Genomic DNA, 17,532 nt, shown 5'->3' with positions numbered 1-17,532 from the left:
GAATCAAAGGATATATATAGGGGGAGGTGTTAGATGACTTCATTCAATGATCATCCAGAAGAGCCCGGCTACTGGGTATTCACATCCAGAATCGAAAATTACTCTGAGGTTAAAGAAAATGATGAAGTGGTGTGGAGCAGTGATGAGAGTGTCAGAAAGGGTGATCTGATTTTTTTCTACATGGCTGCACCCCGAAGCGGCATTGAATTCATTATGAGGGCGACTACAGACCCATACGAGGATCCGGGTATCAGGGAGAGGTGGGGTAACCCCGCGGTAAAACTCAAAAAGATTGTGGAAATTCCGAATCCTGTGAAAATATCTGAAATGAAGAAAAAGGCCGTTCTAAGTGAATGGGTCGGAGTCAAAATCAATATGAGGCGATCCCACTTTAAACTTTCAAAAAAACAGTTTGAAGCGATCAAAGACCTCATTACAGGAAAGAATCCTCAACTAAAAGGAGATATAAAAAGATTGGGAGGGGACAGAAACATATGGAAGGTATCGCCGGGCACCTCGGACCTCAGGGAAAAGTTATGGCCAGTGCTTAAAAGGAATGGATACATCGGTATAGGGAATTTTGGCTGTGAAGAATTCCAGGAGAAGTCCTATGCCAGATATAAAACCTTTGAGTCCCTGAGAAAAAAATTCAAGGAGTGTCTGGGAAGACCAACCGTGGGTACTGTTACAAGAATGGCATATAATTTCGTGCATGTGATGAAGCCGGGGGACATTATTGTGGCCAGTAATGGTGCCAGTGGTGTTCTGGGAATAGGAATTGTAAGGGGAGATTATATACCCCCCTATGAATCCCCCAGATCAGGCCTCCATGAATATGGAATTTTAAACCACCTGAGGAAGGTGGAATGGGTTATCACAGACCCTATAGACCTTCCAGAGCCTTTATTTGATATCAGAACTGTTTCATCAATTGATAAACCAAAGTGGAAGTCTTTAAAGGAGGCTTACATTGGGAGGTCAGAAGAATACAGGCCAATCTTTGATTACCTTGAAAAAAGGCGCAGGAACCTCAGGGGAATCCTTGGAGAGCTGATACAACTCTACAGGGTCGAATCTGATACTGATGAAAGGACAGAACGCCTTCTTCATGAGGAACTGCCCGCAGTTCTCAGGGAACTTACGCATTATGAGTACCTGATATCAACAGCCTCCGTGGACGATGGCTTTCCCTGCGACATGGTGGGCATAATGAATCACAGTGCCTCGTCTGGGCTTAATGATGGATTATTTGTCTCCTACATTTTCACACAAGACGCTATTTATCTTACAGTAACACAGGGCGTTAGAAGAGATAGAAAAGAGAGGGATTACCCCAGGTACCTCAGATGCAGATCTGAGGAGTTAAGAAAGGGAAATGGTATAAGTGAAGCTCCCGATGTGAAACTGGGCTCCTCTTCCGCTGCCAGATTATACGAAGATGCTATTATCTGTGCAACCGAATATAATGCAGATAACCTGCCAGCCGGGGATAAACTCGAAATGGACCTCAGCTTAGCCCTTGAAATCTATGATAAAATGATAGAGAACAGTTTTCTCAGTTTCATGAAAGAGCTCTACGGTGAGGAGTTGAGGATCGCCCTTGCTGAACTTGAAGCGGGCCGTAATGTTATCTTCAGTGGACCCCCAGGGTCGGGAAAAACCGTCCTTGCGAAGATTCTGAGCACGGAATACCTCGGGAACAGCTCCTATGTTCTGTACACTGTACATTCAGGCACCGATTACTATGACCTTGTCTGCCGTATTGTGCCGCAGACCGGTGAAAATGGTGAATTGGTCTATTTTAAGGAAAAAAGGTTCCTTCTGGATGCTCTCCTCTCAGGGGGTGTGCTAATACTTGATGAACTTAACAGGACACAGATAGACACTGCCCTGGGCATATTCTTCACCTACCTTGAGAGAATTCACAGGGTCCAGGATGCCCCCAAAATCAGGGACATCCTCCTAAATGAAATAGGCGAATCTCCCCCCATAGAATACCTGAGGAAGGCCCTTTCCCGATTCAGGGTGGTGGGAACACTGAACGTCTATGATAAGATTTTCCTCTTTAAACTTGGAGATGCCCTGAAGAGAAGGTTCACATTCATTGACATAACAACGACTCCCCGCATAATCGAGAGTATATCAGGTTCGCCGGAGAGATTCATGAGCCTCTGTGAATATGATAAACATGTTCTTATGGAGATACTTGAAATCTTCAGTAAAATCAAAATATAAAACCTCTGGGTATCGGAATTCTGAAGGAAACCATAGAGTACAGCAGATACTACCGTTCTGAGAATGCCATTGATATGGCCGTTGCAGCAAAAATTATCCCCTTCTTTGAAAATGATATGAGATACCCTGACGTCATGGATGTGCTCGAGACCCATGGGCTTTCAGCTTCCATTGAAAAACTCAGGGCCATGAACATTCAGCTTCAGTGATCCCAATGCCTGAACAATGGAGTTACCACTGGGATAGGGAACTTTCAGGTGAAGGCATCTTCTCTTTCAGCACAGATTATGATCTTAATAATATTTTCGTGAACGGCACGAGTTTGAGGGATCTGCTGGTAAGAAGGGCTGCAAGATTGTATCTGGGGTCCCCTAAGTCCATTTCACTTGAATTTACTGATAAATTCGGGGATCTGGTTGTGAAAAGGTGTGATGAAGTCACGGATAAAATACGGGTCGTGCCATGGAAGATCTCAGGTGGGGAAGGAAATCCACAGAAAGTCTACAAATACATAAAAGAGACCGTAGTTGAGGATATAAACCTCCTCATCGGCCACATCATCCCCCTATTAAATGAAAACTTCAGGTTAACCGAAACGTTCTCACACCAGCTACAGAAAGATTTTCCACCCAGCCCCTCTTTCATTATAAACCTTCTTGAACAGTCTGTCTCCAGGTTTAGGATTGCTCTTGAAAAACTATTCCAGACAGGTCCCATCCACAGGGAAATGCATTCCAGGAGAGATTACCATGGTTCACGCCTCTACACTGGCTCATCAATGAATCTATCACCCTACAGGATCTATATTAAAAGCTGGCATGACCATGAAACCATACTCAACAGGATGATATCCCAGACAGCATATTACCTTATGTGTGCAGCTGAACTTGTGGGTGGAATGGTTGATGGTGAAAGGTCTGAATTATGCCAGACTCTCTTTAGATCAGCGGCTGGAATCATGGACAGGTACCATCTCTGGGCCTTTTTCACCATCGATATTCTTGAGGAATCACGGGTGATCGAGCGACTAATATCACAGGGAAACAGGCTTTACAATGAAATTTACAGTATCTTCCGGATTATAAGGGACACTGTTATTTACCTCAACCTCATCCACCCTCTGCAGGGGGATGGGGTGGAGATGCCCCTTCAGGAATTTTACAGTGTATATGAAACCTGGGCAATCTCAAGAATATGGGATAAATTCCGCCAGATGGGATTTCATATTAAATCCGTTGAAAAAAGTCTTCCGCGTATTCCATCCTCTAAAATGTCCATCAGGATGGAAAGGGGCAATGAAAGTGCCATGATAATATGGGAAGTGAAGCTAAATGCAATTGAACACTCAACATACTATGGTGACCTCCTGCAGGCCTTTGGAGGAGGTGGAAGTGTTATAAAACCTGATATAACCGTTCTTTATGAATCTGAAGGTCATAAGAGGGCTCTGGTGGGGGATGTTAAATTTTCAGTTACAGATACCGGACTTCCGCGTCTTGAATCAGTCTATAAGGTTCTCAGTTATGTGGAGGATCTCAGGAAATCCCCCCTGTTCAGAGGATGGGATCTTGAGGGGCTCCTGGTATACCCTGGAATGGTGAGCCCAGTTACCGTTCCCTCCTCGCAGAGTGGCAGCCATATCCATGTTTTTCCGCTTAACACATCAAACAGGGAATTTGGGTTGTTTAGGTAATCACATTAAACTCTGCTCCTTCCTGTTGAAGAGGAAGGCCGCTGCAAGGACGGCTATAACTGCAAAAACCGATATCACTGCAACGTTAACCTCAAGTGGGAGCACCGAATCTCTCAGTATTGTGAACCTGAGGGCGTCTACTGCATAGGTGAGGGGGTTTATATAAACTGCGCCCTGAAGCCAGGCTGGGAGTCCTGTTATTGGGAAGAGGGCCCCGCTAAGAAGGAATATTGGTAGCACTATGAAGCTCATTATGAGGTTGAACCCCTCCATGCTGTCTGTGAAGGCCGCTATCATGAGTCCGAGACCACCAAGGCCCATGGATATTATCAATGCTATAACCATGCTAACAGCGAAGCAGATGGGGGACATTGTAACTCCCACTATGAAGGATAGGACAAGCAGGATGGCCGCCTGTATCATCGAAGCAGTGCTTATCCCCAAAGCCTTTCCGATCACTATGGAGGGCCTTGATATGGGCGCTACCAGTATCTCCTTCAGGAACCCGTACTGCCGGTCTATGATCACAGAGACCCCCGAGAATATGCTTGTGAAGAGTATTGTCTGACCTATTATATCCGGATAGATGAAGGCCCTGTAGCCCCCAGCCACTCCACCGAACCTCACAGCAGCCCCCAGGCCTGTACCGAATATTATGAGCCAGAGGAGGGGGGTTACGACCGATGTGACTATCCTTGAACGGTAACGGAAGAACCTCTTCATCTCACGCAGCCATATTGTGTATATGCCCTCAAGTTCCGCCATGGTATCAAACCTCACCTATACCCCGGTATACACCCTCCATTTCTACCATATCATGCCTCACTTATACCCCTACCGGTGTACCTTATGAACACGTCCTCAAGGGTGGGGTGTTCCAGTTCCACTGACCTCACGTAGAATCCAGTCCTCGCTGCAAGGTTAACGATCTCGGGAACCAGGTTTTCGCCCCTCTCAACCAGCACCTTGACCTCGTCATCCACCAGGTAGGTCTTCTTAACGTATTCCTGTTTAGCCAGGATTTCATGGAATTCCTCCGCCCTGTCAACCCTGACCGTTATGGTGTCTGCCCCAAGTTCCCTCTTGAGGTTTGAGGGGCTGTCAGCCTTTATTATCTCCCCACGGCTCATTATGGCCACCTCATCGCAGAGTTTATCTGCCTCCTCCATGTAGTGGGTGGTCAGGAGCACCGTAACATCCTCCTCCCTGTTGAGCCTCTCTATGTACCTCCAGATGCTCTCCCTTGTCTGGGGGTCGAGACCAAGGGTTGGCTCGTCAAGGAAGAGGACCCTGGAGTGGTGTATCAGGCCGCGGCCTATCTCGAGGCGCCTCTTCATACCACCAGAGTATGTCTTAACATACTCATCGGCCTTATCACCCAGGGCTATGAGTTCAAGGACCTCATCTATCCTCCTCTCCCTTATATCCCTGGGGACCCCATAGAGGGCGGCGTGCATTTCAAGGTGCTCCCTTCCTGTGAGTATGTCGTCCAGGGCCCTTGACTGGAAGACTATGCCTATGGACTCCCTCACCTTCCTTGCCTCCCTCACAATGTCGTAGCCGTTTACCATGCCCCTACCTGATGTTGGGTGGAGTATGGTGCAGAGCATTGATATCAGTGTGGTTTTACCTGCACCGTTGGGTCCCAGGACCCCGTAAATGGAGTTTTCAGGGACCTCCAGATCAACGGAATTGACCGCCAGGAAATCATCATATCTCTTGCTTATACCCTCTGTCTCGATTATGTTACCCATAGAAACCCCTTCAGCTGATCCATGTTCTGATTATCACAAGTATTTTATGCCTTCCGTGATTAATATAATATTAAATGGAAATCTGGTGTTGAGATTCCATCATGGTTTCAGAGAACATTCCTCAGGTGTGGGGTGGTTGATTGAGGTTCAGGTCCATTGAAAAGTCACCTACCGGCATAAAGGGTCTTGACATGGTAACAGGGGGTGGTTTCCCCGAGGGGCGGAACACCCTCATCTACGGGGGCCCTGGTACCGGTAAGACATTCATTGCAGTTGAGTTCCTTCTGAACGGGGCATTCTATTATGGCGAGCCAGGTGTCCTTGTGAGCTTTGATGAACCGGCGGATAATATAGTTGAGAACTTTCAGTCAGATGAGAGGCTCCTTGAAAAACTGATGAAAGATGGAAAAATCTTTATTGAGGATGTTTCAGGGGCACTTGACCCCAGTATAGGGTCTTACAGCCTGGATGCCCTTAAGATAAGGATTGAGGATGCTGTTAAAACCATCGGTGCCAGGAGGGTTGTCCTTGATAAGGTTGACAGTCTCTTTGATGGTGCATCAGATATGGGGCCCATCCACATGGAACTACGCCATCTCATATCCTGGCTGAAGGGGATGGGGGTTACAAGCGTATTCACCGCCGGGGACTCGGGGGCAAACCGACCCATGGACTCGAGGATTACATCTCTGACTGTGTCATACACCTCACCCACACCTTCGATGGGGAGATTGGAACAAGGCACATGAGAATAGTCAAGTACCGTGGTTCAGTTCACGGCCTCAACAGGTACCCCTTCCTCATCAATGAGAGGGGAATCTCCATCTTCCCTATAACATCCCTCAAACTTGATTACAGTGTCAGCCGGGAAGTCATATCAACAGGCATACCTGACCTTGACGATATGCTGGGTGGGGGTATATATAGGGGTTCAAGTGTGCTGATATCCGGTACCACGGGGGCAGGTAAGACCACCCTGCTTTCAAAGTTTGCATATGAGGCATGCCGTCGTGGTGAACGCTGCCTCTACTTTGCCAATGAGGAACCCTCAGATCAGGTCATCAGGAACATGGAATCTGTGGGTATCCACCTCAAGGACTATATTGGTGAGGGCCTCATGATACACGCTGATAGGCCCACATCCCTGGGACTTGAATCCCACCTGACCGAGATGCAGGACCTTGTACTGGACTTCAAACCGGATACTGTACTTGTGGACCCTGTGACTGGCCTTGCAGCTGCAGGTGGCCCCTCCCACAGGGCCAGCAATGCAAAGAACCTCTTCATAAGGTTCACGGATTTCCTGAAGTCACGGGGTGTGACCTCACTCTTCACATACCTCATAAGGTCACCTGCCACCGCAACCAAGACTGAACTTGAGATCTCCTCACTGATCGATACATGGATTGTCCTGGAGCATGTGAGGACCAACGGTGACTACAAGAGGCTCCTCCGTATACTCAAGAGCAGGGGGATGAACCATTCAAGTAGCATCGCAGAGCTGAGATTCACTGAAAGGGGTATTCTCCTTAAGGGGGGATCATGGTGAAACTTCACCTGAGGCTCTATGTGTTAGGTGACAACCAGCTATCTGATGCTGCCCTCATGAACATCCGGTCTCTTGTTGGTGATGAGGCGGTGGTGGAGGTTATAGATGTCGGTGAAAAGCCAAGCCTTGCACGTGAAAATGGTGTTATAGCCATCCCCACCCTTGAGAGACTGAAACCCGGACCTGTGAGGAGGGTCATCGGTGACCTTTCAGACAGAAATGCGCTGATGGAATTCCTTGGCTACCCCCATTTAAGTGAAAACCTGAAGTAGGATGTGTTCACTTGAATCTTGATGAATACAGGGCCAGATGGCTTTCAAGGCTTAAACTTCCCGACCTGAATTCCATGATGGGGGATATGAAGAGGGGGGATCATCTCTGCCTCATCTATGAGGATGAAGAGGAATGGCTTGATGCGGTCATTCCATTCATCATGCACGGAGTTAAGGCTGGTGAGAGGTGCATCTACATAAGTGACGAACACAGCACCGATGATGTGAGAAGGGTCCTGATGAATTCAATACCGGATACCCCCTCACTGGAGGCCAGTGGACAGCTTATCATAAAGGATAGGAGTGTCTACGCTCCATCAGGCGTTTTTGAACCTGAAGAAATGATAAGTTTGCTTGAATCAGAGGTTCAGAGGGCCATTGCTGATGGTTTCCATGGTCTCCGTGTCACCGGTGAGGCTACCTGGATTCTGAGGGACGTGGAGGGAAGTGAACGTATCATGGAATATGAGGCCCTTCTGAAAGATTTCTTCAGTGAAAATGAATGCATAGCCCTGTGCCAGTACCACAGGCCGTGCTTCAGGGCAGAGACCCTGAAGGGTGTGCTCCTGACCCACCCGTTCATTGTGTGGAAATCCAGGGTTCAGTGGAACCCCTACCACCTTGAACATGAAAATGCTCCCGTTGATGTTAGCGAGGACCTTGAAGTTGAAAATTGGTTGAGGAACATTGAACGTGAAAGCGAACTAATCAGGACCATCGAAAACCTCGAGTACATCGGTGAAAGTTTCATAGACAATAGTCCCAGCATAGTGTTCCTCAAGGACTCTGAACTGAGGTATATAATTGTCAACCAGAGTTTCTGCGAATCCATTGGTATGGAGAGGGATGATGTCATCGGAAAACGCGATCATGATATAATGGATGCTGATTCAGCCAGGAAGTGCCATGAATCAGACATGAAGGCCATTGAAAATGGTTTATACCACTCAGAAGATGTTCTTGGTGGTAGAATCTATGAGGTCACCAAGTTTTCCATTGAACTTCCTGATGGGGGCGTGGGTGTTGGTGGGTATGCGGTGGATGTGACACCCAAGAGGATGTATGAGATGGAACTTGAAAGCTCAAGGAATAACTTCATGGGTGTTGTTGAGGGCAGCCCCGACCCCATCATAATAGTTGACTCTGAGGGGGTGATACTCTACTTCAATCCCGCTGCAGAGGACTACCTCTCCCTGAACTCGATTGGTGAAACCATTGGAGTCCCCCTGAAAGGGGATGTTCAGGAGATAAAGATCGTGTCCCCTGAGGGTTCTGTGAAAACAGCGGAGATGAGCGTCACGGAGATTAAATGGGAAAGTGAAGACGCGATGCTTATAAGGCTGCATGATATCACACGCCTCCGTGAATATGAGAGGTCCCTGAGGGATTCGCTGAGGGAGAAGGAGGTGATGCTCAGGGAGATACATCACAGGGTTAAGAATAATCTCCAGATAATATCCAGCCTTCTGAACCTCCAGAGATATCGTATTGATGATGAAATGGTGGCTGATGTATTCATGGATAGTGTTAACCGCGTCAAGTCCATGGCCATGATACATGAGAAGCTATACCAGTCAGAGAACCTGGCTGACCTTCCATTCTCTGATTACATAGTTGACCTTGTATCTGAGATCAGATCAAATTATCCTGAAAAGAGGATCTCAGTAACCTATGATATAGATAAAGTGCACCTCGACATAAACAGGGCCATACCTGCAGGTTTAATAGTCAACGAGGCTGTCACAAACGCCATGAAGCATGCGTTCAAATCAGAGGGCGACCTCATCATACGCCTCTTTTTGAGGGAGGGCATGGTCCATGTGGAGGTTGAGGATAACGGACCCGGTCTTCCAGCCAACTTTGATACGGATACAGGCGGTAGCCTTGGCATGGACCTTATGAGAAACCTTGCAGCACAGCTTGATGGTGAACTCAGAATCAGCGGTGATGACGGCGTGCTGGTGAGCCTTGTTTTCCCTCTTTAGAAGAACTGAATGTTAAGGGGGCTCCGATTTGAAGATGGAAGTTGATACTTACACTGCAACCATGGTCTCTGGACTCGCAGTGATCATCCTGGCGGCCGTCAGTGTGGTGGACGGGACCCACGATGTCTCTGCAATACTGTTCCTTGTCGGCGGACTTCTTGTGGCAGCTGGCTTCATGCCACAGAGATCAGTTAAAGATGGGCCTGCTGTGATGGGGGCGGCATACGGGTGGTATGTGAGCCTTGTTTTCATCTGTTTTTTTGCCTTCTCCATTAATTACGCTGGAAGAATCTTCGGTGCTGCTGAGATACTCGGCCTTACTGCATCGGTTATGGTTATCACGATGATCCTATCATGGGCGTACCTTTCATGGCGGGAGTGATCTGTGGACCAGAACATGCCCTAATGGCCTGGAGTGAAGAGCTGACCCGCCAGAAACCAGCTTAAACTTCCCAAGGGCCTTTCTCCGAAGTATTCCCCTCCTCTGGAAAATGATAAATAAGCCGGTTTACATATTATTATCCGGTGAGGTGCATGATATTTGAGATAATAAAGTCTGAGGGGATATCCCATAATTCCTATTTTCTTGCATCCGGTGGTGAGGCTGCTGTTGTGGATCCAAGAAGGGATGTGGATGTGTACCTTGAACTCGCAGAGAAAAACAGCGTGAACATCAGGTACATATTTGAGACCCACAGGAACGAGGACTACACCATCGGATCCATGGAACTTGCGCGGTATGTGGATGCTGAGATACTCCACGGGGCGAATCTTGATTTCAGGTATGGTACCTCTGTTGTGGAGGGTGACACCTTCAGGCTGGGAAACCTTGAACTGGAGGTCCTGGAGACACCTGGCCACACCTATGAGAGCATCTCTGTGGCTGTGAGAGACCGGAGCGTTTCAGATGATTATCTGATGGTATTCGTGGGTGATGTGCTATTTGCAGGTGAAACTGGACGTGTTGATTTCTTTGGACCTGAAAAAATCCCTGAAACCGCTGGTTTACTCCATGAGAGTATACATGAAAAGATACTGCCCCTGGGGGACCATGTTGTGGTCTGCCCGGCCCATGGGGCGGGTTCGGTCTGCGGTGCGGATATAAGGGACATGGACACAACAACGGTGGGGTATGAGAGGCTCACAAACCCCTACCTCCAGATGGGAAGGGATGAGTTCATTGAGCACAAGATGTCCGAGAGGCTCTACACACCCCCATACTTCAGGAGAATGGAGGAGAACAACCTTAGGGGCGCACCGGTGGAGAACCCCAACCTTGAAGCCCTCCCTGTCCCTGACTTCAGGGAACTCCTGAATGAGGGGGCCCAGGTGGTTGATGTCCGGAACCCCACAAGCTTCTCATCTGGCCACATACCCGGAAGCCTGAACATCTGGCAGGACGGCTTCGCGGCCTTTGCAGGGTACTTCCTCAACTACGACGACCCTGTGCTGGTGGTGGATGATGGGCGTGGCGTCGAATCTGTGAGAAGGTCCCTTATAAGGCTGGGCTATGATAACATGGCAGGTTACCTTGCAGGGGGATTCCCCTCCTGGTACATGGCTGGACTCGAGTTCAACGCCATAAGTGCCATAAGCGTCCATGAGCTCAGAGAACTCAGGGGTGACCTCTTCCTGCTTGATGTGCGTAAGATCACAGACAGGGAGAGGTTCTACATTGAGGGCTCAGAGCACATCTGGGTGGGGGATCTCCCTGATAACATTGACATGATACCCGAGAAGGACGTGGTTATATACTGCGACTCAGGTTACAAGTCAACGATAGCCGCCAGTATACTTGAGAGGCATGGTTTCAGTGCCACAACTGTACTTGGGGGTATCGGGGCCTGGCTGAGGGCAGGTTACCCCGTCGTGGAGGTGTGAGTATGGGTATAGTTAAGATTCCCCTCATGAGCAGGGAGGAGTACGATGAGTTCATAAGGGACAACTTCATGAGCAGGATAGCCTTCAACGGTGAATATCCATACATAGCCCCCTTCCTCTATGTATTCGATGGGGAACACATCTACTTCCTATCAACAAGGTACGGCAGGAAAATAGATCTCCTCAAGAAAAACCCCTACGTCGCAGTGGAGATAGAACACTACGAGGAGGACCTATCAGATTACCGCTTCGTTACACTGCAGGGGCAGATAGTTGAGGAGAAGGACCCCTCAACCAGGAAGAGGGTTAAGGGGATGTTCGCTGACCTCATAGAGAAGCACGGTCTATCCAGGAACATCCTGAAGGCCCTTGGTCATTCACCGGAGGATCCCCTGACATGCCTTGTGGAGATGGACCGTTCCTATGTATGGAAACTGGTTGATGTGGTTGATATTGTGGGCATAAAAAGCGGTGAGTAGGCCTCAATAAGAATAAGTGGTTCCAGGTGGCTGGCCACCCGGAACAGGTTAGGGGGGTTAAATGTAGAAAAAGTTTTAGGGTGTTGAAGGAGTTTAAATGAAGGTTGGGGGGATGAACATCTACTCCTTCACCTACCCTATCCTTTCCTACCATTCACATACACTAAAGGTTTTTTGTGAATAATTTCACCCATTCGCATCTTTTTTGTGACATCTAAAGTAACATGCCAGCCATGCCTGTTACGGTGCCGCTTCCGGCAGCGAATGCCAGGAAAGTCACTGCCATCCCCACCTTTATGAGTCCTGAAACACGTGATGCTGTTTCCCTATCCTGTGCTCTGAGTATCATGAAGGCGGCCCTCAGGAAGAAAAGCACTGCAACAGCAAGGACAGGGATGTAGAGGATTGAGAATATCCCTGTAATGTAAAGGCTTGGGCTTGTGAGGCTTGCGGATAACATGAAAGCGGCCGCAAGGATCCCTGAAACCCTCATGCCATGTGTTATGGGGAGTGTTGTTGCACCCTCAACCAGGTCCCCCTCCACGTCCTCCATGTCCTTGACGATCTCCCTTGCCATGGTCATGAGGAAGGCGTAGATTCCAAGGTAGATGGACGTAGAGATTTCACCCACAACTATGCCACCAAAGACGAAACTCATCCCTGTGAGGAAGGATATGGTTATGTTGCCAACAAGGCACCTCTTCTTGAGGCTCCAGGCATAGTATACCATGAGCAGGGAACTGGAAGCCGCCACAAGACCCGGTAGAGGGCCCAGGTAGAATCCCAGTGCTGAAGCCAAAACAAAAAGTAAGGCAGAATAGGTACCGGCAGCCCCTCTTGTGATCCTACCTGAGGGTATGGGACGTGATGGCCTGTTAACTCTGTCGATTTCATGGTCAAAGTAGTCATTTATCACATTACCTGCGCCTGTGGCGGTGAAAACAACTATGCATGCGAGGAGAACATCAACATCAAATCTGCCGGCAATGAGGGCCATGAGTATAACGGTTATTACAGCCATGACAGCGTTTACGGGTCTCAGTATTTCAATGTAAGGGTTCATGCCAAAACCTCCATCAGCTCTATCATATAAAAGACTTGAACTACTCCCAGCTTTTACATGTATCAATCATGATAAATCAAAAGCCACTTATACCTTGAATTACTCCATAATTCCTATGAGCGGCAGTGACATTCTTGGACTTCTGATGGTATATCTGTATGTTGCGGTTTTACTGATTGTATCTGAGAGGCTCCTCGGTGATAGGCCAAACCTGAGCCGGAAATTTGTACATATAATGGTTGGTAACATCCTATTTATATTACCCCTCTTTGATAGCCGCCTGGTTATAACATTCCTTGCGGCGGCGCCATTCATACCCCTAACATTCCTCATAAGCCCCTACTCCCCACTGAAGATAAAACACCGGGCTTCCTCCTATGGCCACGGCCTTGGCCTCGTCTACTACTCCATATCCTGGACCGTGCTGGCCTACCTGTTCTTTAAGGCCCCCTGGGTCACGGGTATAGGTATAGCCGCCATGTCCTATGGTGACGGCCTTGCAAGCCTGATAGGTGAGAGGTTCGGCAGGACAACCTTCAGTGTACTGGGGGATAGGAAGAGCCTGGAGGGCTCCCTGGGTATGTTCCTGACACTCCTGGTGACGCTGCCCGTCGTCCTCATCTACTACTCACAGAATATTGCCCCGCTGGTCATAGTGGGGATTGCCCTGGTATCAACGGTACTGGAGGCCCTCACCCCCCGGGGCCTTGACAACCTTACAGCATGCTTCGGGGCAGTTGCAGCCTACCTAATCCTCGGGGGAATGGCTGTTTGAGGTTCATAGTCATTGATGGCCTTGACGGGGCAGGTAAGGACACCCACGCCGAACTCATAAGAAGGAGGTACCTTGAGCGTGGGGAGCGCGTAATATTCAGGTCCCACCCTGAGGAGGATAACCCCTACGGTCGAAGAGCCAAGAAGGCCCTCCTCATGGGTGGGAAGGTTAACCACATCAAGGCCGCGGTTTTCTATGCCCTGGACGTCATAAGGTCCCTCTGGCTCTACCACTGGCGCTCCAATCCAGGCCCTGACACCCTGATATTCTCAAGGTACCTCATGGGTGTGGCCTACCTCCCAGGGCCCCTGGCATCCATACTGTACCGCCTGCTCTCAAGGGTCCTTCCGACCACGGAGTACATGTTCTTCCTTGACGTATCCCCTGAGGAGTCCCTGAGAAGATTGATGGAGAGGGATGAACATGAAATGTTCGAGAACCTGGAGGACCTCACGAAAACAAGGGAGAAGGCACTCAGGCTTGCCAGTGGCTGGTACATAATAAATACAGAGGACCCCATAGCTGATGTGCAGCGAAGGATAGACGAGATACTTGACCTTCTGGATGGTGATGCCTCTGAAAATTATCTGCCTTGTTGAGGACACCGCAAAAGCCCCATTGATGGGGGAGCATGGCCTCTCACTGTACATCGAGTCTGACATCAGGATACTCTTTGATATGGGGCAGAGCAGACTCTTTGCAGAGAATGCCAGAAGACTGGGCGTTGACCTCAGGGAGGTGGATGTGGCGATTATCTCACACGGCCACTATGACCATGGGGGTGGGCTCAGACATTTCCTCGAAATCAATGACTCTGCAGATGTCCTCATGGGGGAGGGGGCATTCACACCACGCTATGCAATTAATGGTGACTGGAGGTTCATAGGCCTCGAGGAAATCCATGACGACCGGATAAAATTCCTGTGCAAAACTGAGAGTTTTCAGGGTTTCACTGTAATACGGGACTTCGAGGATCTTTTTGAGAAACCAGCTGGTAACAGAACACTCTTTGCATGTTCAAAGGGTGAACTTGTCCCTGACAGCTTCTCCGATGAACTGGCGCTTGTCATTGAAGAGGGGAGTTATCTGAGCCTCATAACGGGTTGTTCCCATAACGGCATCCTCAACATTGTCAGAAAAGCCTATGATATCTTTCATGGGCCTCTAGATCTTGTTGTGGGTGGTTTTCACCTCGAAGGATCCTCGGAGGGGGTTGCATCCCGGCTCGGAGAATTTATTAGAGGCCCCGTCTACACTGGCCACTGCACCTCAGAGGAAGCACGGCTGGGTCTGGCTGAAGGTCTAGTTAACGTCAATCCACTCCAGACCGGTACAGAGATCATCGCATGAGAGATATTATTAAAGAGGAATTCTAGATATAATAGTATGAAGCGGGCCATCCTCGTTATTCTAATACTAATACTCATTCAGGGGGCGCATGCACACCAGCCACGCCTTGTGAGTGATGATGAGGTTACAGTCAAGAACCCAGAGGTGTCACAGGCATTCTATGGTAAACTTGAGGGGGAACCCGTCTACTTCAGGGTTGATTCCAGTAGACCCTTCAGGCTCTACATTAATATTCTGGTTCCGCTCTCCCCTGATGCAGAGGCTGTCTCTGTGGATATAATAAGGGATGGTAGGGTTATAGGGACACTTGATGGTAACCTGAGTTCCTGGAGCCCCTACTTCGAGGAGTTTGGTGGTGACAGTTACTTTAAGGGCCCTGAATTCAACAGGACCGTTGGGGCGGGCACATACTACCTCAGGGTGAGTAACCGGAATAACAGGGGGAGTTACGTCCTTGCTGTGGGGGAGGCTGAATCCTTCCCCCCGGATGGGGCCCTGAACGCTATTTTCATTCTCCCCATCCTGAAGTCAGAGGTTTTCGGTGTTCCCGTATTCCTTAACATCCTCCAGTTTCTGGGTATGGCCATGGGGATGGGGTCATTCCTTGTGCTTCTTCTCCTTTCATGGCGCGGTTACCTTTCAGAGTATGAATACAGGGACATCAGATGGATGCTCTGGGCAGGAATTCTTTTAATCGTTACAGGGTGGATACCCACCCACCTCAGAAACTCCCTGAATATAATGGGAAACCTCATTAACCTTTCACTGATTTTAATCATTATACTGACCTGGAGGTTTGATAAGGGGCTTCCAGGATACAGTAAGTTCAGGGAAAGTATCCTCCTTGCCTCATGGATAATACTAATTATTCTAAGGGCCTCAATTCTGAATTAATGATTCCCGCCAGAATATGGGCGAAACATTTAATAGTTTAATATGCAAATCTTAAAAAGTAAGTTGATCAATTTATAGCCTTGGTTTTATGATTATCACAAATCTCTGAAAGGTGTTTCAATTGGATAAGATAAAAATTGCAATAGTCGGTGTGGGAAACTGTGCCAGCTCCCTGATTCAGGGGATATACTATTACCGTAACAAGGATGCCCGTGATTCAATAGGACTCATGCACTGGGATATAGGAGGTTACAGGCCGGGGGACATTGAGGTTGTGGCGGCCTTCGATGTGGATAAGAGGAAGGTTGGTAAGGATCTGAGTGAGGCCATATTCGCAGCCCCCAACTGCACGACGGTATTCTGTGATGATATACCCAGGATGGGTGTCGAGGTATCCATGGGGCACGTCCTTGATGGTGTGGCGCCCCACATGAAGGATTACCCTGAAGATCAGACCTTCATTGTCGCAGATGACGAACCCGCTGATGTTGTGGAGGTCCTCAGGAAAAGCGGGGCTGAGATACTCCTCAACTATCTACCCGTGGGATCAGAGGAGGCTGCAAGGTTCTACGCTGAGTGCGCCCTTGAGGCAGGGGTTGCCTACATAAACAACATGCCTGTCTTCATAGCCAGTGACCCTGAGTGGGCTGCAAGATTTAAAGACAGGGGGATACCTGTGGTTGGTGATGATATAAAGGCCCAGCTCGGGGCCACCATAACCCACAGAACCCTGGCAAACCTCTTCAAAAAGAGGGGTGTCAGGCTTGATCGGACATATCAGATAAACACCGGTGGAAACACTGACTTCCTCAACATGCTTAACCGTGACAGGCTTGACTCAAAGAAGGAATCCAAGACCGAAGCAGTTCAATCAATACTGGGCGAGGAAAGGCTGGACGAGGAGAACATCCACATAGGCCCCAGCGACTACATACCCTGGCAGAAGGACAATAAGATCTGCTTCCTCAGGATGGAGGGTAGACTCTTCGGGGATGTCCCCATGAACCTTGAGCTTAGGCTGAGTGTTGAGGACTCACCCAACTCTGCTGGATGCGTCATTGACGCCATAAGGTGCTGCAAGCTTGCAATTGACCGTGGAGTGGGAGGACCCCTCACATCAATATCCGCCTATACCATGAAGCATCCTCCGGTGCAGTACACCGATGATGTGGCCGCCGGTATGGTGGATGAGTTCATTGAGGGTAAAAGAGAGAGGTAAACCGCATAATTATTAATTGTGGATGGATAAAAAGAAAAAAACCATCTTCAATCAAACTATTTTTATAAAAAGGAGTTACCTGGTTGAGGATCAGTCCTCCTCAACCTCTATGCATTCACTTGGACATACGTCCATGCATACCTCACATTCATTGCACTCCTCAGGGTGCTGGACCTTGAGTTTACCATCAACTATTATGAGTACCTCCATAGGGCATACATCGACACATTCTCCGCATGCATCACATTCATCATAATCTATGATTATCTTTGCCATTTTGATTCTCCCTTAAAATTCGTTGTAAATTTAATGGTTAGGATTAGGATCTCATTCCTTATAACCATTTCCAGCCGTGGGATAAATTTATGGATAATTAATACATC

The 17,532-nt window shown here is 48.5% G+C and carries 19 protein-coding genes; 15 read left to right on the top strand and 4 right to left on the bottom strand.

Going from position 1 to position 17,532, the window contains the following annotated elements:
• Window positions 1-33 precede the first annotated feature (33 nt).
• The 3 genes from L5462_RS03240 (at window position 34) to L5462_RS03235 (ending at window position 3,928) form a co-directional block, all read left to right on the top strand.
• Window positions 34-2,235: an MrcB family domain-containing protein gene (locus L5462_RS03240; protein WP_237779366.1), complete on the top strand. Its 2,202-nt coding sequence runs from the start codon at window positions 34-36 to the stop codon at window positions 2,233-2,235.
• 74 nt (window positions 2,236-2,309) lie between these two features.
• A complete protein-coding gene (locus L5462_RS09260; protein WP_255772412.1) occupies window positions 2,310-2,444 on the top strand; it encodes a hypothetical protein in 135 nt (44 codons plus the stop codon).
• A 113-nt stretch (window positions 2,445-2,557) separates the two neighbouring features.
• Window positions 2,558-3,928 (top strand): hypothetical protein, encoded by a 1,371-nt coding sequence (locus L5462_RS03235; RefSeq protein ID WP_237779365.1) that lies wholly within the window; start codon window positions 2,558-2,560, stop codon window positions 3,926-3,928.
• On the opposite strand, the gene L5462_RS03230 is transcribed toward L5462_RS03235, so the two are convergent.
• Both L5462_RS03230 and L5462_RS03225 read right to left on the bottom strand, forming a co-directional pair.
• Window positions 3,929-4,693 (bottom strand): ABC transporter permease, encoded by a 765-nt coding sequence (locus L5462_RS03230; protein ID WP_237779503.1) that lies wholly within the window; start codon window positions 4,691-4,693, stop codon window positions 3,929-3,931.
• A 50-nt stretch (window positions 4,694-4,743) separates the two neighbouring features.
• On the bottom strand, window positions 4,744-5,682 hold the full coding sequence (locus L5462_RS03225; RefSeq protein WP_237779364.1) for an ATP-binding cassette domain-containing protein: 939 nt from the start codon (window positions 5,680-5,682) through the stop codon (window positions 4,744-4,746).
• Window positions 5,683-5,822: 140 nt separating this feature from the next.
• On the opposite strand from L5462_RS03225, the gene L5462_RS03220 reads away from it, so the two are divergent.
• From L5462_RS03220 to L5462_RS03190, 7 genes are all read left to right on the top strand, one after another.
• On the top strand, window positions 5,823-6,431 hold the full coding sequence (locus L5462_RS03220; protein ID WP_370637001.1) for an ATPase domain-containing protein: 609 nt from the start codon (window positions 5,823-5,825) through the stop codon (window positions 6,429-6,431).
• On the top strand, window positions 6,317-7,231 hold the full coding sequence (locus L5462_RS03215; RefSeq protein WP_370637007.1) for an ATPase domain-containing protein: 915 nt from the start codon (window positions 6,317-6,319) through the stop codon (window positions 7,229-7,231). The genes L5462_RS03220 and L5462_RS03215 overlap by 115 nt, the downstream gene beginning before the upstream one ends.
• Window positions 7,225-7,503, top strand: a complete 279-nt coding sequence (locus L5462_RS03210; protein ID WP_237779363.1) for a circadian clock KaiB family protein — start codon at window positions 7,225-7,227, stop codon at window positions 7,501-7,503. Before L5462_RS03215 ends, L5462_RS03210 begins: the two co-directional genes overlap by 7 nt.
• Window positions 7,504-7,514: 11 nt before the next feature.
• Window positions 7,515-9,488, top strand: coding sequence for an MEDS domain-containing protein (locus tag L5462_RS03205; RefSeq protein WP_237779362.1), 1,974 nt, complete (start codon window positions 7,515-7,517; stop codon window positions 9,486-9,488).
• Between the two features lie 28 nt (window positions 9,489-9,516).
• On the top strand, window positions 9,517-9,870 hold the full coding sequence (locus L5462_RS03200; RefSeq protein ID WP_237779361.1) for a hypothetical protein: 354 nt from the start codon (window positions 9,517-9,519) through the stop codon (window positions 9,868-9,870).
• A gap of 152 nt (window positions 9,871-10,022) precedes the next feature.
• The gene (locus tag L5462_RS03195; RefSeq protein ID WP_237779360.1) at window positions 10,023-11,369 is read left to right on the top strand and encodes a rhodanese-like domain-containing protein; all 1,347 of its coding nucleotides are present in this window, start codon (window positions 10,023-10,025) and stop codon (window positions 11,367-11,369) included.
• Window positions 11,370-11,371: 2 nt separating this feature from the next.
• Window positions 11,372-11,848, top strand: coding sequence for a pyridoxamine 5'-phosphate oxidase family protein (locus tag L5462_RS03190; RefSeq protein WP_237779359.1), 477 nt, complete (start codon window positions 11,372-11,374; stop codon window positions 11,846-11,848).
• Between the two features lie 214 nt (window positions 11,849-12,062).
• On the opposite strand, the gene L5462_RS03185 is transcribed toward L5462_RS03190, so the two are convergent.
• Entirely contained in the window at window positions 12,063-12,911 is an 849-nt protein-coding gene (locus tag L5462_RS03185) for a UbiA family prenyltransferase (RefSeq protein ID WP_237779358.1), read from the bottom strand.
• 115 nt (window positions 12,912-13,026) lie between these two features.
• Here L5462_RS03185 and L5462_RS03180 point away from each other — a divergent pair, with 115 nt between their 5' ends.
• From L5462_RS03180 to L5462_RS03160, 5 genes are all read left to right on the top strand, one after another.
• Window positions 13,027-13,686 carry a diacylglycerol/polyprenol kinase family protein gene (locus L5462_RS03180; RefSeq protein ID WP_237779357.1) on the top strand — a complete coding sequence of 220 codons (660 nt, stop codon included), beginning with the start codon at window positions 13,027-13,029 and terminating at the stop codon, window positions 13,684-13,686.
• Window positions 13,683-14,285: a thymidylate kinase gene (locus L5462_RS03175; protein WP_237779356.1), complete on the top strand. Its 603-nt coding sequence runs from the start codon at window positions 13,683-13,685 to the stop codon at window positions 14,283-14,285. Before L5462_RS03180 ends, L5462_RS03175 begins: the two co-directional genes overlap by 4 nt.
• Window positions 14,257-15,036 carry an MBL fold metallo-hydrolase gene (locus tag L5462_RS03170; protein ID WP_237779355.1) on the top strand — a complete coding sequence of 260 codons (780 nt, stop codon included), beginning with the start codon at window positions 14,257-14,259 and terminating at the stop codon, window positions 15,034-15,036. Before L5462_RS03175 ends, L5462_RS03170 begins: the two co-directional genes overlap by 29 nt.
• 36 nt (window positions 15,037-15,072) lie before the next feature.
• Window positions 15,073-15,930, top strand: a complete 858-nt coding sequence (locus L5462_RS03165; RefSeq protein ID WP_237779354.1) for a hypothetical protein — start codon at window positions 15,073-15,075, stop codon at window positions 15,928-15,930.
• A 121-nt stretch (window positions 15,931-16,051) separates the two neighbouring features.
• Complete coding sequence (locus L5462_RS03160) at window positions 16,052-17,149, top strand: inositol-3-phosphate synthase (RefSeq protein WP_237779353.1); 1,098 nt, start codon at window positions 16,052-16,054, stop codon at window positions 17,147-17,149.
• A gap of 90 nt (window positions 17,150-17,239) precedes the next feature.
• Here L5462_RS03160 and L5462_RS03155 read toward each other — a convergent pair whose 3' ends face one another.
• Window positions 17,240-17,425, bottom strand: coding sequence for an ATP-binding protein (locus L5462_RS03155; protein ID WP_237779352.1), 186 nt, complete (start codon window positions 17,423-17,425; stop codon window positions 17,240-17,242).
• Window positions 17,426-17,532 lie beyond the last annotated feature (107 nt).

This window comes from Methanothermobacter sp. K4 (assembly GCF_022014235.1).
Lineage (GTDB): Archaea > Methanobacteriota > Methanobacteria > Methanobacteriales > Methanothermobacteraceae > Methanothermobacter.
The sequence above is the reverse complement of the archived record's forward strand: the minus strand, read 5'-3'. Positions and strand labels throughout refer to the sequence as shown.

Bases quoted from the DNA above. Each gene is read 5' to 3' on its own strand.
- L5462_RS03180 (WP_237779357.1), top strand. From the start codon at position 13,027: ATGAGCGGCAGTGACATTCTTGGACTTCTGATGGTATATCTGTATGTT.
- L5462_RS03210 (WP_237779363.1), top strand. From the start codon at position 7,225: ATGGTGAAACTTCACCTGAGGCTCTATGTGTTAGGTGACAACCAGCTA.
- L5462_RS03230 (WP_237779503.1), bottom strand. From the start codon at position 4,693: ATGGCGGAACTTGAGGGCATATACACAATATGGCTGCGTGAGATGAAG.
- L5462_RS03195 (WP_237779360.1), top strand. From the start codon at position 10,023: ATGATATTTGAGATAATAAAGTCTGAGGGGATATCCCATAATTCCTAT.
- L5462_RS03155 (WP_237779352.1), bottom strand. From the start codon at position 17,425: ATGGCAAAGATAATCATAGATTATGATGAATGTGATGCATGCGGAGAA.
- L5462_RS03165 (WP_237779354.1), top strand. From the start codon at position 15,073: ATGAAGCGGGCCATCCTCGTTATTCTAATACTAATACTCATTCAGGGG.
- L5462_RS03185 (WP_237779358.1), bottom strand. From the start codon at position 12,911: ATGAACCCTTACATTGAAATACTGAGACCCGTAAACGCTGTCATGGCT.
- L5462_RS09260 (WP_255772412.1), top strand. From the start codon at position 2,310: ATGGCCGTTGCAGCAAAAATTATCCCCTTCTTTGAAAATGATATGAGA.
- L5462_RS03190 (WP_237779359.1), top strand. From the start codon at position 11,372: ATGGGTATAGTTAAGATTCCCCTCATGAGCAGGGAGGAGTACGATGAG.
- L5462_RS03240 (WP_237779366.1), top strand. From the start codon at position 34: ATGACTTCATTCAATGATCATCCAGAAGAGCCCGGCTACTGGGTATTC.
- L5462_RS03170 (WP_237779355.1), top strand. From the start codon at position 14,257: ATGCCTCTGAAAATTATCTGCCTTGTTGAGGACACCGCAAAAGCCCCA.
- L5462_RS03225 (WP_237779364.1), bottom strand. From the start codon at position 5,682: ATGGGTAACATAATCGAGACAGAGGGTATAAGCAAGAGATATGATGAT.